The sequence below is a fragment of the Mesorhizobium sp. M7A.F.Ca.CA.004.12.1.1 genome, from assembly GCF_003997835.1.
GTDB lineage: Bacteria > Pseudomonadota > Alphaproteobacteria > Rhizobiales > Rhizobiaceae > Mesorhizobium.
The window spans coordinates 1-18117 of the sequence record NZ_RZRK01000015.1 but is presented as its reverse complement, the minus strand read 5'-3'; the positions used below and the strand labels follow the sequence as shown (position 1 = coordinate 18117).

General features: G+C 63.0%; 15 protein-coding genes and 1 pseudogene. 3 read left to right on the top strand and 13 right to left on the bottom strand.

The window, feature by feature from the left end; all coding sequences use genetic code 11:
* From EN984_RS01775 to puuE, 13 genes and pseudogenes are all read right to left on the bottom strand, one after another.
* Positions 1 to 256, bottom strand: a pseudogene (locus EN984_RS01775) (anti-sigma factor); the annotation flags it as partial.
* Entirely contained in the window at positions 253 to 819 is a 567-nt protein-coding gene (locus EN984_RS01770; RefSeq protein WP_127268161.1) for a sigma-70 family RNA polymerase sigma factor, read from the bottom strand. The gene EN984_RS01770 and the pseudogene EN984_RS01775, both read right to left, overlap by 4 nt.
* Before the next feature lie 169 nt (positions 820 to 988).
* Complete coding sequence (locus EN984_RS01765; protein WP_127268160.1) at positions 989 to 1828, bottom strand: alkaline phosphatase family protein; 840 nt, start codon at positions 1826 to 1828, stop codon at positions 989 to 991.
* A 97-nt stretch (positions 1829 to 1925) separates the two neighbouring features.
* Positions 1926 to 3515: an ABC transporter substrate-binding protein gene (locus tag EN984_RS01760; protein ID WP_127268159.1), complete on the bottom strand. Its 1590-nt coding sequence runs from the start codon at positions 3513 to 3515 to the stop codon at positions 1926 to 1928.
* A gap of 182 nt (positions 3516 to 3697) precedes the next feature.
* Entirely contained in the window at positions 3698 to 5353 is a 1656-nt protein-coding gene (locus tag EN984_RS01755) for an ABC transporter ATP-binding protein (RefSeq protein WP_127268158.1), read from the bottom strand.
* Positions 5353 to 6177, bottom strand: a complete 825-nt coding sequence (locus tag EN984_RS01750; protein WP_127268157.1) for an ABC transporter permease — start codon at positions 6175 to 6177, stop codon at positions 5353 to 5355. The genes EN984_RS01755 and EN984_RS01750 overlap by 1 nt, the downstream gene beginning before the upstream one ends.
* 9 nt (positions 6178 to 6186) lie before the next feature.
* On the bottom strand, positions 6187 to 7146 hold the full coding sequence (locus tag EN984_RS01745; RefSeq protein WP_127268156.1) for an ABC transporter permease: 960 nt from the start codon (positions 7144 to 7146) through the stop codon (positions 6187 to 6189).
* A gap of 15 nt (positions 7147 to 7161) precedes the next feature.
* Positions 7162 to 8748, bottom strand: a complete 1587-nt coding sequence (locus EN984_RS01740; RefSeq protein ID WP_127271943.1) for an ABC transporter substrate-binding protein — start codon at positions 8746 to 8748, stop codon at positions 7162 to 7164.
* Positions 8749 to 8901: 153 nt separating this feature from the next.
* Positions 8902 to 10887 (bottom strand): CocE/NonD family hydrolase, encoded by a 1986-nt coding sequence (locus EN984_RS01735; RefSeq protein ID WP_127269856.1) that lies wholly within the window; start codon positions 10885 to 10887, stop codon positions 8902 to 8904.
* 82 nt (positions 10888 to 10969) lie between these two features.
* Positions 10970 to 11563, bottom strand: a complete 594-nt coding sequence (locus EN984_RS01730; RefSeq protein ID WP_127269858.1) for a nucleoside deaminase — start codon at positions 11561 to 11563, stop codon at positions 10970 to 10972.
* Positions 11564 to 11629: 66 nt separating this feature from the next.
* On the bottom strand, positions 11630 to 12121 hold the full coding sequence (locus tag EN984_RS01725; RefSeq protein WP_127271946.1) for an ureidoglycolate lyase: 492 nt from the start codon (positions 12119 to 12121) through the stop codon (positions 11630 to 11632).
* Positions 12118 to 12981 carry a bifunctional allantoicase/(S)-ureidoglycine aminohydrolase gene (locus EN984_RS01720; RefSeq protein WP_127271948.1) on the bottom strand — a complete coding sequence of 288 codons (864 nt, stop codon included), beginning with the start codon at positions 12979 to 12981 and terminating at the stop codon, positions 12118 to 12120. Before EN984_RS01720 ends, EN984_RS01725 begins: the two co-directional genes overlap by 4 nt.
* Positions 12982 to 12991: 10 nt before the next feature.
* Positions 12992 to 14410 (bottom strand): allantoinase PuuE, encoded by a 1419-nt coding sequence (gene puuE / locus EN984_RS01715; RefSeq protein WP_127268652.1) that lies wholly within the window; start codon positions 14408 to 14410, stop codon positions 12992 to 12994.
* Positions 14411 to 14613: 203 nt separating this feature from the next.
* Here puuE and uraH point away from each other — a divergent pair, with 203 nt between their 5' ends.
* The 3 genes from uraH to EN984_RS01695 all read left to right on the top strand — a co-directional run.
* A complete protein-coding gene (gene uraH / locus EN984_RS01710) occupies positions 14614 to 14988 on the top strand; it encodes a hydroxyisourate hydrolase (RefSeq protein ID WP_127268651.1) in 375 nt (124 codons plus the stop codon).
* Positions 14989 to 14991: 3 nt separating this feature from the next.
* Positions 14992 to 16473 (top strand): xanthine dehydrogenase small subunit, encoded by a 1482-nt coding sequence (gene xdhA / locus EN984_RS01705; protein WP_127268650.1) that lies wholly within the window; start codon positions 14992 to 14994, stop codon positions 16471 to 16473.
* A gap of 208 nt (positions 16474 to 16681) precedes the next feature.
* Positions 16682 to 18117, top strand: a 1436-nt coding sequence (locus EN984_RS01695) for a molybdopterin cofactor-binding domain-containing protein (RefSeq protein ID WP_164765361.1), incomplete at its 3' end; no start/stop codon positions are given.

Below are 18117 nucleotides of genomic sequence, written 5' to 3'. Positions count from 1 at the left end.
GCGCAGGCCCGGCCTCGGCGTCGAGTGCCTTGGCAAAGCGGCTGAGCGAATCGGCCGGCGGCCGGATTGCTTCGTTGGCGGCCGTGGCGCCGGAGAATTCGGCTTCAGCCTCGCCAAGGGCGGCAAGTGCGGCCGGATCGCTGGCCAGCCATTCCTCGACCGCTTCCAGGTCGGAACCTTCCAGCGAGCCGTTCAGGTAGAACGGCAGCAGCGTTTCCATTTCGTCGCGGCGCGACATCTTTTCAGCGGCGCTCATGGCCACCCCCTGTCGTAACCGGCGGCCTTGAGGGCCTCTCCGAGTTTCTTGCGGGCGTAGAACATCCGGGTCTTGACGGTGGCGACCGGAATGTCGAGCACCTCGCCGATCTCGCTCACCGATTGTCCGTGATAATAGGCAAGATCGATGACCACGCGATGCTCTTCGGGCAAGGTGTCGACGAAGCGCCGCAGGGCGGCGGCCTTGTCTTCCTTCATGGTGACGACTTCCGGCGTGTCGGCGCCGTCGGGCACCGCGGCGGCGGCCTCGTCGTCGATCCAGTCTTCCTTCTTCTTGCGCAGAAAGGACAGCGCCTTGAAACGGGCGATGCCGAGCAGCCATGTCGAGACTTCGGAACGCCCTTCGAAGCCGGGCGCCTGGCGCCATAGCTCGAGGAAGACTTCGTTGGCGATATCGTCGGCCATCATTTCCGATCCCGTCTGGCGCGCCACGAAGCGGTAGACCCGCGCGTGGTGACGCATGAACAGGAGCCGCACGGCGGCACGGTCGCCCTTCGCGACCCGGTCGACGAGAGCGCGATCGGTCTCCGTCGCTGCCGTCATGGCCGGTCGAGCCGCCTGGCTCCTGTCTGCTCTGTCGCTGATCGGTCCAAAAAGGTTCATCCTCCGCCAAGGAATTTTGCGGAGGCTAACCGAAGTAAGGAAGTGTTGCCAGAGGCAGGGTCTTCCCTTCCCCCCACAAGGGGGGAAGGGAAGAGTTCTGCGCGCCCGCTCACCCCAAGAAAGATTTAGCCTTCATCGCCTCCGGTATTGCCACACCCAGCCGGCTCAGCACTGTCGGCGCCAGCTGCAGCTGGTCGAGCAGCGTGTCGGCCTGCGGACCCTTACCTTGTCCAAAATAGTACAGCGCGAAATCCTGCATCTCGTCGTCATGGCCGCCATGATGGCCACGATCGGTCTGGCCGTGATCGGCGGTGACAATCACCTCATAGCCGGCTTCGATCCAGCGCGGCAGGAAGGCGGCCAGCATCCCGTCCATCGCATAGACGGCATGGTCCATCTCGTGGCAGTCGTGGCCGAAGCGGTGTCCCATCGAGTCCAGCGTGCAGGTGTGCAGGATGCCGTAGTCGATGCCATGGCGTTTCGTCAGCATCGTCAGCGTCGCGAACAGGTCGACATCGCTCGGCGTCATCTGGTTGCGAAGGTTGTAACCGGTCATGGTGTGGAAGCGGCCATGCGTGATCGGCCCGCTTGGCTCGTCGAATTCCATGTCCTCGACCAGGTCGAACGGATAGCCGCGGAAGAATTCCGACCAGTAGGAATGGGTCACCGCCCCCGTCTTGCCGCCTGCCTTGCTGACTTCGGAGAAGATATCGGGCTGCTCGACGCGGAACCGGTTCTCGTTGGAGAGAATCCCGTGCACCTGCGGTGAGACCCCGGTGTGGATCGACGCATAGCAGCAGGCCGAGGTCGACGGCAGCACCGAGCGCATCTTCCAGACGCGCGCCTCGCCCGATTGCACCCAGCCTTCGAGATTGCCCATCAGCCGGCGCCAGTTCCGGTAAGGCACGCCGTCGAGGATGATCAGCAGAAGCTTGGACTTGAGCGCCATGGGCTGCTCCATGCGGTTGGCGGTTGAAGCGGGACGCCGTGTGCCGTCTTGGGCACACGGCGTTCTTGATTGATGAAATCGGACGATCAGAGTCCGCTCAAGCGTTGAGCCAGCACTCGGCAAGCGCGTAGCCGTCCATCATTTCGCCGATAGGGCTCTTGGCATAGCCGCCGATCTTGCTGGTGGCGGCCGCGTCGATGAACTGGTTGAAGAAGGGCACGATCAGCCCGCCTTCGTCACGCATCATAACTGCCATATCGTGGTAGATCGCCTGGCGCTTGGCCTGGTCGAGCTCGCCGCGCGCGGTAAACAGCATCTTGTCGAATTCCGGCCGCTTGAAGCGCGTGTCGTTCCAGTCGGCGGTCGAGACATAGCCGGTGGAATACATCTGGTCCTGCGTCGCGCGTCCGCCCCAGTAGGAGAGCGAGAAAGGCTGCTTGTTCCAGACCTCCGACCAGTAGCCGTCGCCGGGCTCGCGCTTGATCTCGATCTTGATGCCGGCTTTGGCGCAGGACTGCTGATAGAGCTGTGCGGCATCGACGGCGCCCGGGAAGGCGACGTCCGAGGTGCGCAGCACGATCGAGCCGCTGTGGCCCGATTTCTTATAGGCTGCCGCCGCCTTGTCCGGATCGAACTTGCGCTGCTCGATGTCGGCGGAAAACAGCGGATAGGCCTCGTTGATCGGGAAGTCGTTACCTACCGAGCCATAGCCGCGCAGGATCTTTTCCAGCATCTCGTCGCGGTCCATGGCAAGCTTCAGCGCCATCCGCAGATCGTTGCTGTCGAAGGGGGCGGTGTCGCAGAACATGTTGAACGGGTAGTAGCCCTTGCCCGAGACGTTCTCGATGGAAACGCCCGCGATGCGCTTGACCAGATCGACGACCTTCGGCTCGACGCGGTTGATCATGTGCACCTGGCCGCCCTGCAGGGCGGCAAGCCGTGCGGTCGCGTCATTGATGACGATGATCTCGACCTGGTCGGCATGGCCGGCCTTGTCGCCCAGCCAGTAATTGGCGAAGCGCTCGCCGCCATGGCGCACGCCGGGCTGGTTGACGCTAACCTTATAGGGACCGGCGCTGATGCCGGCGTTCGGATCGTCCTTGCCACCATTCGGCTGGATGGTGAGATGGTAGTCGGCCATCAGATAGGGGAAGTCGGCATCGGCGTCGCCGAGCGTGACGATGACCTCCTTGCCGCTCGCCTTGATCCCCTTGATGTTCTTGAGGATGCCGAGTGCTCCGGACTTGGACTTCTCGTCCGCATGGCGCTCAATGGTGGCAGCAACATCCTCCGCGCCGACCGTCTTGCCATTGTGGAACTCGATGCCGTCGCGGATCTTGATTGTCCATGTCTTGGCGTCGGCCGAGGCGCCAATCTCCTCGGCAATCAGGTTGACCAGCTTGTTGTCCGGGGTGAGGCGCACGAGATACTCGCCCCAAAGCTTGCCGAAGCTGAAGGTAACCTGGCTGAGGTTCAGCGCCGGATCGAGGCTGTTGGTGGATTCACCGCCCTGCAGACCGGCCTTGATGATACCGCCCTTCACCGCCGTCTGGGCAAATGCCTTGCCGGCCAGCGCCGGCATCAGGGCCGCCGATACGCCGAGCGCGGCGGCGCGCCCAAGAAAGGCGCGGCGCGATATCCGGCCTTGACCGGCGAGTTCGGCGAGATAATCGAGTTCAGTCTTCATGTCCTACCCCTGTTTTAAAAGTCGTGCGAGCAGCGCTCGTCCCGAAGGACGTTTGGCGCTCTTGTGTTGCATCCGGATGACGGTCGCCGGCGCCCCATGTGGCGGCTTGGTCTGGTGCAATTCCCAGGGGAAGCGCCATGCGCTTCTTCTGGGAGAACCGGTTCCAGTTTCCCCGAATTGCTTTAGTTGCCCGCGCTGGCCATGCGCCGTCCCTTGATTGCCTTTTCCAGCCAGCCGATTTCCATCTCTGGAACCGAGGAGAGCAGCAGGTCGGTGTAGGCGTCGAAGGGCGGGCTTAGCACCTGGCTCTTGGGGCCGTAGCGCACCACCTCGCCGCGATACATAACCGCGATCGAATCGGCGATCGACTTCACAGTGGCGAGGTCGTGCGTGATGAACAGATAGGCGACGTTCTCCTCCTTCTGCAACTCCAGCAGCAGCTTGAGGATGCCGTTGGCGACCAGCGGATCGAGCGCAGAGGTCACCTCGTCGCAGATGATCAGCTTCGGCTTGGCGGCAAGCGATCGGGCGATGCAGACACGCTGTTTCTGGCCGCCGGAAAGTTCGGCCGGATAGCGGTCGGAAAAGCCCTTGCCCATCTCGATCTTGTCGAGCAGTTCGGCGACGCGCCTGTCGCGCTCGCGGCCGCGTATGCCGAAATAGAATTCGAGCGGCCGGCCGATGATGGTGCCGACGGTCTGGCGCGGGTTCATCGCCACGTCGGCCATCTGGTAGATCATCTGCAACTGGCGCAAATCCTCCTTCGGCCGGTCGGCCAGCCTGTTGGCCAGCGGACGTCCGTCGAAGGTGACGGTGCCCTGTTCGGGCGGCAAAAGTCCCGTGATGGCGCGCGCCAGCGTCGACTTGCCGGAGCCGGACTCGCCGACCACGGCCAGCGTCTGACCCGGATAGATGTCGACCGAGACGTTCTTCAGCACCTTGATGTCGCTGCGGCCATAGGCGGCGGTGACGTTCTTCACCGACAGGAATGGCGACGTGCCGGGTTTCTGCTCCTGATGCTCGATCTCATGCACCGAGACCAGCGCATTGGTGTATTCCTGGCGCGGCTCCTTGATGATCTGCCTTGTGCCGCCCCATTCGACCAGCCTTCCATGGCGCAGCACCATGATCTCGTCTGAGACCTGGGCGACGACGGCAAGGTCGTGGGTGATGTAGAGCGCAGCGACATGGGTGTCGCGGATGGCATCCTTGATCGCCGCCAGCACGTCGATCTGCGTCGTCACGTCGAGCGCCGTTGTCGGCTCGTCGAAGACGATCAGGTCCGGCTCGGAGCACAGCGCCATCGCCGTCATCACGCGCTGCAACTGGCCACCCGAAACCTGGTGCGGAAAGCGCTCGCCGATGGTTTCAGGGTTCGGCAGGCTGAGCTTCTTGAACAGCGCAACCGCGCGCTTCTCGGCCTCGGCCCGCGTTGCCGTACCGTGCAGCAGCGTGGCTTCCACCACCTGGTCCATCAGCCGGTGCGCCGGGTTGAAGGCGGCTGCCGCCGATTGCGCGACATAGCAGACCTCGCGGCCGCGTAATTTGCGGAAGCCGTCCTTGCCGCCCTTGAGGATGTCGCGGCCGTTCAGGATCACCTCGCCGCCGGTGATGCGCACGCCGCCGCGGCCATAGCCCATCGACGACAGGCCGATGGTCGACTTGCCGGCGCCGGACTCGCCGATCAGGCCGAGCACCTTGCCTTTTTCAAGCGTCAGCGAGACATCGTGCACCAACACGATGTTCTTTGGCGGCTCGCCGGGCGGGAAGACGGTGGCTTCGATGCGTAGGTTGCGGATGTCGAGCAGCAGGCCTGATTTCGCTTTGGTGTCGGCCATCACCCGCGTCCTCCCTTGAGGCTGGTCGTCCGGTTGAGCACCCAGTCGGCAACCAGGTTGACGGAAATCGCCAACAGGGCGATCGCCGCCGCCGGGATAAGCGCGGCCGCGATGCCGAAGACGATGCCATCCTTGTTTTCCTTGACCATGCCGCCCCAGTCGGCGTCCGGTGGCTGCACGCCAAGGCCGAGGAACGACAGCGTCGACAGGAACAGCACGGCATAGATGAAGCGTAGGCCGAGTTCCGAAACCAGCGGCGACAATGCGTTGGGAAGGATCTCGCGGAAGATGATCCAGCCGCTGCCCTCACCACGCAGTTTCGCCGCCTCGACATAGTCCATGACGTTGATGTCGACGGCGACCGCGCGCGACAGGCGATAGACGCGGGTCGAATCCAGAATGCCCATCACCAGGATCAGCGTCACCAGATTGGTCGGCAGCACTGACAGCACGACGAGACCCATGATCAGCGTCGGGATCGACATCAAGAGATCGACGAGGCGCGACAGCAGCGTGTCGAACCAGCCGCCGAAGACGGCCGCCGAGAAGCCGAGGATGGCGCCGAGCGAGAATGACAGTGCGGTGGCCAGCACCGCGATGAACAAAGTGATGCGGGCGCCGTAGATCATGCGAGACAGAAGATCGCGGCCGAGATTGTCGGTGCCCAGCAAATGGGCAGCCGACATCGGTTCCCAGACGTCGCCGACGATTTCGCCATTGCCGTGCGGCGCGATCCAGGGGGCGAAGATCGCCGCCAGCACGAACAATGCCGTCAGCACGATCCCGATCAGCGCGGGGAGGGGGATGCGTTTGATATCGAGCATATCCGCCCCCTATTTCGGATGTCTGAGACGCGGATTGGCGACGATCGCCGCTATGTCCGCAATGATATTCAGGCTGATATAAACGGCGGCGAAGATCAGGCCGACCGCCTGCACCACCGGCACGTCGCGTTTGGTGACGTGGTCGACAAGATACTGCCCCATGCCCGGATAGACGAAAATCACCTCGACCACGACGACGCCGACGATCAGGTAGGCGAGGTTGAGCATGACGACGTTGATGATCGGCGCGATGGCATTGGGGAAGGCGTGCTTGCGGATGACGTTGAAGGCCGACAGGCCCTTCAGTTCCGCGGTCTCGACATAGGCCGACTGCATGACATTGAGGATCGCCGCGCGTGTCATGCGCATCATGTGGGCGAGCACGACCAGCGTCAGCGCTGCCGCCGGCAGAGCGATCGCCTGCATGCGCTCGCCAAAAGGCATGCCGTCATAGACAGTCGAAATGCCCGGGAAGATTTGCCATTTCACGGCGAAGAAATAGACCAGCACATAGCCGATGAAGAACTCGGGAAAGGAGGTCGAGGCCAGAGCCAGCCCGGAGATCAGCTTGTCGACCCAGCCATTGCGGTAGCGCACCGCGATCAGACCGAGGATAATCGCTAGCGGCACCGCGACGACCGCTGCCCAGAAGGCGAGGAACAGCGTGTTCCACAGCCGGCCCTTGATCGACGTGGCGATATCCTGGCCGCTCGACATGGCGGTACCCAGGTCGCCTGTCACCACCCCGCCGAGCCAACGGAAATACCTGATATAGGCCGGATCGTTGAGGCCGAGCTGCTCGCGCAAATTGGCGAGCGACTCCGGTGTCGCCGATTGCCCAAGAATGGCTTGCGCGACATCGCCGGGCAGGATCTGCGTGCCGGCGAAAATCAGGACCGAAACGGCCAACAAGAGGAGAATGCCCAGCGCGATGCGCTGGGCAATCAGTTTCAGGATGGGTGAAGACATATCCGCAAAGCCGGCTCAGGCCTGCAGCCAGCACTTCGCCAAGGCGTAACCGTTCATCAGTTCCTGATGTGGATCGTCGACCCAGCCATCGACCTTGGCACCGGTCGCGTCGATGAACTGGTTGAACATCGGCAGGATCAGACCGCCTTCGTCGCGGACCATGACAGCCATGTCGTGGTACATCGCCTTGCGCTTGGTCTCGTCAAGTTCGGCCCGGGCCGCCAGCACCATCTTGTCGAAATCCGGACGCTTGAAACGCGTGTCGTTCCAGTCCGCCGTCGACAGATAGGCGGTCGAGTACATCTGGTCCTGCGTCGAGCGGCCGCCCCAGTAGGAGGCGCAGAAGGGCTGCTTGTTCCAGACTTCCGACCAGTAGCCGTCGCCCGGTTCGCGTTTGATCTCCAACTTGATGCCGGCCTTGGCCGCGCTCTGCTGATAGAGTTGCGCGGCATCCACGGCGCCGGGGAAGGCGACGTCGGAAGTCCGTAGCAGCACGGCGCCATCATGGCCCGACTTCTTGAAGTGGAACTTGGCCTTGTCGGGATCGTATTTGCGCTGCTCGATCTCGGTAAACAGCGGATAGGACGCATTGATCGGGAAGTCGTTGCCGATCGAACCGTAGCCACGCAGGATCTTGTCGAGCATTTCTTCGCGGTCGATGGCCAGCTTGAGCGCCATGCGCAGATCGTTGTTGTCGAAGGGTGCGGTGTTGCAATGCGCGATGAAGACATAGTGGCCGGGACCCGCATGGTTGCGGATGGTGACGCCGGGCAGGCGCTTGATCAGGTCGACGATCTTCGGCTCGACGCGGTTGATCATGTTGACCTGGCCGCCTTGCAGGGCGGCGGTGCGCGCCGTCGCATCGTTGATGACGATGATCTCGATCTGGTCGGCGTGGCCCATCTTGTCGCCCTGCCAGTAATTGGCGAAACGCTCGCCGCCATGGCGCACGCCGGGCTCATTGGTCGTAACCTTGTAAGGACCGGCCGAGATGCCTGCGTCGGCCTTGTCCTTGCCGCCATTCGGTTGGACGATCAGGTGATAGTCGCTGAGCAAATAGGGCAGGTCGGCATTGGCTTCCTTCAGGGTCAGCACGACTTCCTTGCCGCTGGCCTTGATGGTTTCGATGCCCTTCATATAGCCGAGCGCGCCGGATTTCGACTTCTCGTCGGAATGGCGCTCAAGTGTGGCGGCCACGTCCTCGGCGGTCACCGTCTTGCCGTTGTGGAATTCGACGCCGTCGCGGATCTTCAGCGTCCACACCTTGGCGTCGTCCGACGAGCCGATCTCCTCGGCGATACGATTCTCGAGCTTGCCTTCGGGCGAAAGCTCGACAATCAATTCGCCCCACATCTTGCCGAAGGCGAACGGCACCTGAGTCATGAACAGCGCCGGGTCGAGGCTGTTGGTGGATTCACCGCCGACTAGGCCGGCCTTCAGTGTGCCGCCCTTGACCGGACCCGCCGCGCGTGCAGCGCTTGAAAGCAGCGAGTTGGCGAAGGGCGCGGAGATACCGAGCGCCGCCGCCCGGCCGAGAAAATCACGACGGCTCAGTTTGCCCGACGCGACACGCCGGCTAAGAAATTCCAGTTCGTTCGACATTTTGAGTTCCTCACTCTGTTGGTTCGACTCTGCGGTCGTTTTTCTTGTTTCTTGTGAGGAGAATAATGACCGCAAGGGAAAGCGGTAAGCAAGACCGAATGCGACATGCCGTGGCGTAAATCGTACGTCGCAATTGGACCAATGAATCGGCGCTCAAAGAAGCGCGCGCCGCACCTTCTCTTCGAAATTGCGCTCGAAGACGAGGGTTTCGTCCTCATAGGCCTCGATTCTGGCGCTGACGATGAAGTTTTGCGCGTCCGATCGCATTTCGGCTGTCGTTTCGGTGCGTACCGACCATCCGTTTCGCGACAGGGTCTGCGTCCAGTGCGTCTTCCCCGAGGCCGAGAGCGGATCGTCGGGGTGGATCGTCCAGGTCTCGCGGGCGATGCTGCCATTGGCCAGGCCATGAGCGAGATCGCGCACCTCGCCGAAATCATCATCGATGGAAAGCGTCACGATTCCGGTCTTTTCGTCACGATCGATATGGCGCTCGGAATTGCTGGCGCGGATCGTCTCCGTTGCCCAGGGAGTGGCACCTTCCGGCTCGGCGAACGCCGCTTCGTCGTCTGTCGCCAGCGGCCGCAGCGGCAAGCGGAGCGTCGCCGCCGACAAGGTCAGCCGGACCGGCTCCGGCGACGGCCAGATGGCAGGCCAATAGGCGTTTGAAACGGCAACACGCAGGTGGTGGCCGGGCGGAACGCGATAGCCGCATTGATCGAGCACGACGCGCGCGAACACGGTTTCGCCCGGCACCAGCGCCTCGGGAAATTCATGCGAATTGCGATGCGTCAGATTGAGCACGCCATAGGAAATCAGTTCCGAGGCGCCGTCGGGATGCACGTCACAGAGCCGGATCGCGATGTTGGCCTGCGGACGGTCGGAGGACAGCCGCACCTCGACTTCCGGAGCGCCGACGATGTCGATGGCCTGACTGAGTTCCGACTGGTCGAAACACACCGACAGCGCATCGTCGGGGCGCTGATCGCCCGGCAGTTCGGGGCCGAAGGTGAAGGGAAAATACTCGCCACCGGCCAGGCCGCAGCTTTGCGGCGAGGCAACGATGGAGGGTTTTTCCGTTGACGGGATCAGATCGACCGTTTGTGTCTTGATGTTGGACGATGGCCATTCCTGCTCCGCCACCCAGCGGCCAGGCCGCTCGGGGTGCCAGCGCGCTGGGCGCACGCTGTCCATGACATAGGCGCGGTAGGCCGGGTCGGACTCGACACCGGTGTCGACACCCTTCAGCCAGCGGTCCCACCAGCGCAGAGCCTCCTGCAGGAAGCCGATGGCGGGTTTTGGTCCTGCGTAGTGCGGGTATTTGTGGATCCATGGCCCGATAATGCCCTTGACCGGGGCTTCGATGTTGCTGGCCAGATGCGAGACCGTGTTGCGGTAGCCGTCATGCCAGCCGCCGATCGACAGCACCGCGGCTTTGACGGCGGAGAAATCCTCGCAGATCGAGCCGCGCTTCCAGTAGGCATCACGGTGCTGGTGTTTCAGCCACAGCGGCGCCAGGAAGGATTGGTTCTCCAGCCGGGTCAGCCACAGATCGCGCCATCTGTTGTCGCCGGCCAGCAGCGGGTCCGGTGGCCGCGACGAGTAGGACAGCATGGTCGAAGCCCAGCCGAAGTTCTCGATCAGCAGGCAGCCGCCCTTGTAGTGGATGTCGTCGGCATAGCGGTCGACGGTCGAGCATAGGCTGATCACGGCTTTCAGCGCCGGCGGCTGCTTGGCCGCCACCTGCAGGCAGTTGAAGCCGCCCCAGGAAATGCCCATCATGCCGACATTGCCGTTGCACCAGGGCTGGCTTGCCGCCCAGGCGATGACGTCGCAGGCGTCCTGCAATTCCTGCTCGGAATACTCGTCGTCCATCAGCCCTTCGGAATCGCCATTGCCGCGCATGTCGACGCGGATCGAGGCATAGCCGTGGCCGGCGAAATAGGGATGCGTCAGCTGATCGCGAAAGATGGTGCCGTCGCGCTTGCGGTAGGGCAGGTGTTCGAGGATCGCCGGCACCGGATCGTCGCCCGCATCCTCCGGCATCCACACCCGCGCCGAGAGCCGGCAGCCGTCCGGCATGACGATCCCCATGTCCGGGAATTCGACGACCTTGCGGGAAAATTCGGTGACTGTTTTCATGGCATGCTCCAGGATCGCCAGATGATGGAGCCGGTGGGGTCGCGTCGTGGGCCAGCCAACGAATTCGGCTGGTCAATCCGCGTCAATTCAGCGGAATGTCGTTATCGTCCTTATTCGCCTGATAGACGCCGGACAACTCATCGTAGCGCGCCGAAATCGCGCCGATACGTGTTTCCAGCCGTTGCCGCTCGGCTTCGGGCAAAGTTCGCACCAACCGACGTATGGAAAAGCTCTTCCAGTAGGCATTCTCGGCATTGTAGCCGCCGGGATCGAGGGTGAAGACCTCTTTCAGGATTTTCAGGTCGTGCGGGATGGCAAAGCTGTCGCGCGAATCCTCGTGGCTGAACAGATAGTAGAAATTGTCGAAGCCGGTCCAGGTGATAGCCGACAGGCAGAGCGAGCAGGGTTCGTGCGTGGCGATGAAGATGGCGTCTTTCGTATCGACGCGTTCAGCCCTGGGCATTTCGTAGAAGCGCTTCAGGCAGTGCACCTCGCCGTGCCAGAGCGGGTTTTCCATCTCGTTGTTGGTTTCGGCCAGCACCAGCGACCGGTCGTCCTTGCGCAGGATCGCGGCGCCGAACAGCTTGTTGCCATGGGTGACGCCGTCGGCCGTCTTCGGCACGATGTCGTGCTCGATAACGTCGAGCAGGCGGTCGATCAGCGAAATATCCGTCATCAGGGGGTCTCCTGCCGCATGTCGCCCAAAGTGCCCCGGGTTTGGGGTAACGACACGCACAAAAAATTAAGGGAGATGGATCTCGTAGGCGTGCGAGAAATGGAACTCTTCGAGATTGGAGCCGTCGCCGCCACGGTCGACGATCAGGAAATCCTGAGGCTCGCCGAGCGGCGTCAGCACGCCATGCCAGAGATTGCGCCGGTAATTGATGCCTTGGCCGGGTGCGGTGATGAAGGCATGCGGCTCATCAGGCCCTTGCTCGCCGTCATGGCAGACGACGACCAGGAATGGACGCGGCGACAGCGGGATGAAGGCCTGGCTGCCGAAGGGGTGGCGCTCGACCATGCTCAGCTTCAGCGGCAGTTCGTAAGGCGTGCCGCGCACCATCGAGATCAGCACGCGGGCATTCGGTCCGGTCGCCTCGGCGGTCGCCAGATCGTGATAGCGTTCCGCGCGGCCGCCATTGATCGGGTAGTGGTTGTCGCCGCCCATGTCGATGACGTCGCCGAACGGAGCAAAGCTCTCGCGGGTCAGTGGCCGCGCAATGATCCGCGTCACGGCGTCCGCCCAGGGACACCGACGCCGCCGAGCTTGGCGTGCCGGTTCACGTCCTTGTAGAGCAGATAACGGAATTTGCCCGGGCCGCCGGCATAGCAGGCCTGCGGACAGAAGGCGCGCAGCCACATATAGTCGCCGGCCTCAACCTCGACCCAGTCCTGATTGAGGCGATAGACCGCCTTGCCTTCCAGCACATAGAGCCCGTGCTCCATGACATGGGTCTCGGCGAAGGGAATGACCGCACCCGGTTCAAGCGTGACGATGGTCATGTGCATGTCGTGGCGCAAATCGGCTGGATCGACGAAACGCGTCGTCGCCCAGCGGCCCTCGGTGCCGGGCATCGGCGTCGGCGCGATCTCCTGTTCGTTGGCGAAGAAGGCCTCCGGCGCATCGAGACCGTCGACCGCCTCGTAAGCCTTGCGAATCCAGTGGAAGCGCACGTCGGCCTTGCTTTCGTTGCGGACCGTCCAGCCGCTGGCAGGCGGCAGGAAGGCAAAGCCGCCGGGCCGCAAGACATGCTTCTTGCCGGCCAGCAGAACCGTCAGTTCGCCTTCGACCACGAACAGCGCGCCTTCGGCGCCGGCATCGGGTTCCGGCCGGTCGCTGCCGCCGCCGGGCGCGACCTCGACAATGTATTGCGAGAACGTCTCGGCAAAACCGGACAGTGGTCGCGACAAGATCCAGACGCGGGTCTCGTCCCAGAACGGCAACGCACTGGTCACGATGTCCTGCATCACACCCCGAGGAATGACGGCATAGGCCTCGGTGAAGACGGCGCGGCCGGTCAGAAGCTCGCTCTGGCCGGGGTGGCCGCCATGTGGTGCGTAATAGGTTCGCTCGGGCATTCTGATCGTATCCATGGGTTCAAACCTATTGCGGAAGCATGTCCTTGAGGCGGAGCAGTGCGATGCGCTCGACCTGTTTGCAGGCGGTCTCGAATTCGACGCCGCGGCTGTTGCCGATGCGCGCCTCGAACTCCGCCAGGATTTCTTGCCTCGTCTTGCCCTTCACCGCGATGATGAAGGGAAAGCCGAAGGTGGTGACGTAGGCGGCGTTCAGCTTGGAAAACAGTTCGCGCTCCTTGTCGGTCAGCGCGTCGAGGCCGGCCGAGGCCTGTTCCCTGGTCGATTCCGCCGTCAGCCGTTTGGCCTTGGCCAGCTTGCCGGCAAGGTCGGGATGGGCGTTGAGCACCGAAAGCCGCTCGGTCTCGCTGGCGGACCGGAAGACACGGCAAAGCGCGTTGTGCAGGCCGCCTGAAGTGTCATGCGCCGGGCCCAGTTCCAATTCGTAGGCGCGTTCGGCGATCCAGGGCGAATGCTCGAACACGCCGCCGAAGGTATGAACGAAGGTCTCGAATTCCATCTTCGATGGGCTGAGCGCCGCCGGTTGATAAGGATTGACCTCTTGCCAGTGCTTGGCGATGTCGATGCGCCGCGCCAGCCAGACCTTGTCGTGCGACTTCACATAGTCGACGAAGCGCTTCAGCGCCGCCACCCGCCCCGGCCGCCCGACGAGGCGGCAATGCAGACCGATGTTCATCATGCGTGGCCGGCCGGCCTTGCCCTCGGCATAGAGCGTGTCGAAGCTGTCCTTCAAATAAGCAAAGAACTGGTCGCCCGAGTTGAAGCCCTGCGGCGTGGCGAAGCGCATGTCGTTGGCGTCGAGCGTATAGGGGATGATGAGCTGCGCGCCGCCCTCATGCTCGAACCAGTAGGGCAGCTCGTCGTCATAGGTGTCCGACACATAGTCGAAACCACCTTCTTCCGCCACAATCCGCACTGTGTTGATCGATGTGCGACCCGTATACCAGCCGGTCGGGCGCGCGCCGGTCACTTCGTAGTGCAGCTTGATCGCCGCCTCGAGGTCGCGGCGCTCATCTTCGGCGCTGTGGTCGCGGTAGTCGATCCATCTCAGCCCGTGCGAGGCGATCTCCCAGTCGGCTTCCTGCATGGCCGCCACCTGATCCGGCGAACGGGCGAGTGCGGTGGCGACGCCGTAGCAGGTGATCGGCACTTGCGACTCGGTGAACAGCCGCAGCAGCCGCCAAAAGCCGGCGCGGGCACCGTATTCGTAGATGGATTCCATGTTCCAGTGACGCTGGCCCATCCAGGGTGCCGCGCCGACGATTTCCGACAGGAAGGCTTCAGACGCCTTGTCGCCATGCAGGACGCAGTTCTCGCCGCCTTCCTCGTAGTTGACGACGAACTGCACGGCGACATGTGCGCCGCCAGGCCATTTCGGGTCCGGCGGATTGGCTCCGTAGCCGCGCATGTCTCTGCTGTAACGCATCGTCCCTCCCGCCGGGCATGGCCCGAAGTATGATCAGGATATCGAAAGGGTGCCTCTCGCATTCCCCCGAAAATTTTTGAAAGTGTTTTTGTCGCACTCCGCTCGACCGGGACTTATGCATCGCCTTTAATTGGCGCACAATTCACTGTTGATACTTGATCGTACCGGGCCAATTCGCTCGTACCGGAAATGGGAGGCGGCCAATGGCAGAAACGTCGAATGCCGATGGCGGGCGTCTGACGACCCATGTCCTCGACACGGCGACCGGCAAGCCGGCGGCGGGACTGTCGATCGCGCTTTATCACCTCGACGGCAAGGCGCGGACACATCTGAAGACCGTTGTCACCAATGCCGACGGCCGTTGCGACAAGCCGCTGCTCGCCGGCGCGGAGTTCCGCACCGGCGAATACGAACTGGTCTTCGCCGCCGGCGACTATTTGCGTCAGCAGGGGTTGAGCCTGCCGAAACCCGCCTTTCTCGATGTAGTACCAATCCGCTTCGGCATGGCCGAGCCCGTGCACTATCATGTGCCACTGCTGGTCTCGCCCTACGGCTACTCGACATACAGGGGGAGCTGAGGCATGGCCAAAATCAGCATCCGCAAAGAAATCCGCTTCATCCTCAACGGCAGGGACGTCGCGCTTTCGTCGGTGGCGTCAGACGCGACCCTGCTCGACTGGCTGCGGCTCGACCGTTCGCTGCGCGGCACCAAGGAAGGCTGCGCCGAGGGCGATTGCGGCGCCTGCACCGTGTTGGTCGGCAAGCTCTCGGCGGACGGGCTGGTCTATGAAAGCGTCAATGCCTGCATCCGCTTCCTCGGCTCGCTCGACGGCACACACGTCGTGACCGTCGAGCATCTGCGCGGCGTATCAGGCCAACTGCATCCGGTGCAGCAGGCGATGGTCGATTTCCACGGCTCGCAATGCGGCTTCTGCACGCCGGGCTTCGTCATGTCGCTCTATGGCCTGTGGATGAAGTCATCGAATCCGTCGAACGCGGATATCGAAAAGGCCTTGCAAGGCAATCTCTGCCGCTGCACCGGCTACGAGGCGATCATCCGCGCCGCGCATGCCATCTCCAGCTACGGTAAGGCGGCGGAGGATCCGCTGGCCGCAGAGCGCAAGGCGATCACCGAGAGGCTCGAGGCCCTGCATGACGGCGCCCGGGTCGAGATCGGTTCGGCCAAGGCGCGGCTGGTCGTGCCGGCCAACGTCGATGATTTCGCCGCCGTGCTGGACAAGGAACCCGGCGCCACCATCGTTGCCGGCTCGACTGATGTCGGCCTATGGGTGACCAAGCATATGCGCGATATTTCGCCGGCCATTTTCATAGGCAATCTCGACGGACTTTGCACCATCTCGGAAGACAAGGGCGTCATTTCGATCGGCGCCGGCGTCACCTACACTGACGCCTTCGCTACATTGGCGAAGCGTATCCCGGCGCTGGGGCCGTTGTTCGATCGCATCGGCGGCGAACAGGTGCGCAACATGGGCACCATCGGCGGCAACATCGCCAACGGCTCGCCGATCGGCGACACGCCGCCGCCCTTGATCGCGCTTGGCGCAAGTCTCACCCTGCGCAAGGGCAAGAAGCGGCGCTCGATTCCGCTGGAAACCTTCTTCATTGCCTATGGCAAACAGGACCGGCAACCGGGCGAATTCGTCGAGGCCGTGCACGTTCCGGTTCCGGCCAGGGGCACGAAATTCGCCGTCCACAAAATCACCAAGCGCCGCGACGAAGACATTACCGCAGCCCTCGGCGCCTTTTTCCTGACGCTGGCTAAAGACGGCACGGTGGCGGAGGTGCGCATCGCCTATGGCGGCATGGCGGCGACGCCGAAGCGGGCGTCCTCTGTCGAAAAAGCGCTGCTCGGCAAGCCGTGGACCGAACAGGCAGTTGAAGCGGCGATGGCCGAATATGCCAGGGATTTCACTCCGCTGACCGATATGCGGGCCTCGGCCGAATATCGCGCACTGGCGGCGAAAAACCTGCTGTTGCGCTTCTTTGCCGAGACCACGGATACCCGGGCACCATTCCAAGTGTCACGCAACGAGGCGGCATGATGAGCACCAATGCCAGTGAACAAACAGCCGAACGGTCGCGAGTAGCGTCCTTCTCCCCGTTCACGGGGAGAAGATGCCGGCAGGCAGATGAGGGGCGGCGCCGTCGTCGATCTTTGTCTGCAAGGCTGTCGACGTCGGCGCTGCCCCTCATCCGACCCTTCGGGCCACCTTCTCCCCGTGAACGGGGAGAAGGGAAAGGGCGCGCATGATGAACAAGCACGCTGCCCCCAACCTCAAGGCTGAAAAGATCGCCGGCGGCGTTGCCACCGATCAACGGCATGACTCCGCCCACAAGCATGTCAGTGGCACCGCCGTCTATATCGACGACATGCCGGAACCGGCCGGCACGCTGCATGGCTGCCTCGGGCTTTCCAGCGCCACGCATGCCACGATCGCCAGCATGGATCTCTCGGCGGTGCGTACAGCGCCCGGCGTTGTCGACGTGCTGACGGCCAGTGACGTGCCCGGCGAAAACGACATTTCGCCGACCGGCCGCCACGACGAGCCGGTGCTGGCCGACGGCAAGGTGCAATTCTACGGCCAGCCAATCTTCTGCGTCATTGCGCAGACCCGCGAGCAGGCGCGCCGCGCCACCAGGCTGGCCAAGGTCGAATACAAGGAATTGCCCTTCGTCACCGACATTGGTGCGCTCGATCCTAGGAAGGACAAACTCGTCACGCCGCCACTGACGCTGAAGCGCGGCGATGCCGCCACAGCCATCCGTCAGGCGCCGCGCCGGTTGAAGGGAAAAATGCGCGTCGGCGGCCAGGAACACTTCTACCTCGAAGGCCATATCGCCATGGCCATTCCGGGCGAGGACCAGGACGTCACCATCTATTCCTCGACCCAGCATCCGAGCGAAGTCCAGCATATGGTCAGCCACGCGCTCGGCGTGCCGAGCAACGCCATCACGGTGGAAATCCGCCGCATGGGCGGCGGCTTCGGCGGCAAGGAGACGCAGGGCAACCAGTTTGCCGCATTGGCCGCGATCGCCGCGAAGAAACACCATCGCGCCGTGAAAATCCGGCCCGACCGCGACGACGACATGATCGCCACCGGCAAGCGTCATGATTTCCTCGTCGACTACGAGGTCGGCTTCGATGACGAGGGCAATATCCTCGGCGTCGATTTCATGTTCGCGGCGCGCTGCGGTTTTTCGTCGGACCTTTCCGGCCCGGTGACCGATCGCGCGCTGTTCCACTGCGACAACACCTATTTCTGGCCGGCGGTGCATGCCCAATCGGCGCCGCTCTACACCAACACCGTCTCGAACACCGCGTTTCGGGGTTTCGGTGGCCCGCAAGGCATGGTCGGCGCCGAGCGCGTCATCGACGAGGTGGCCTTTGCCGTCGGCAAGGATCCACTCGAAATCCGCAAAAAGAATTTCTACGGCACCAGTGGTGATAGCGAGAGGGGCCGCAACATCACGCCCTACCACCAGACGGTCGAGGACAACATCATCCAGCGCATCGTCGCCGAGTTGGAGGAAAGCGCCAGCTATGCGCGGCGGCGGCGTGAGATATCGGCCTTCAACGCCAACAGCCGTTTCATCAAGCGCGGCCTGGCGCTGACACCGGTCAAGTTCGGCATCTCGTTCACCGCCACCCACTACAACCAGGCCGGCGCGCTGGTGCATGTCTACAC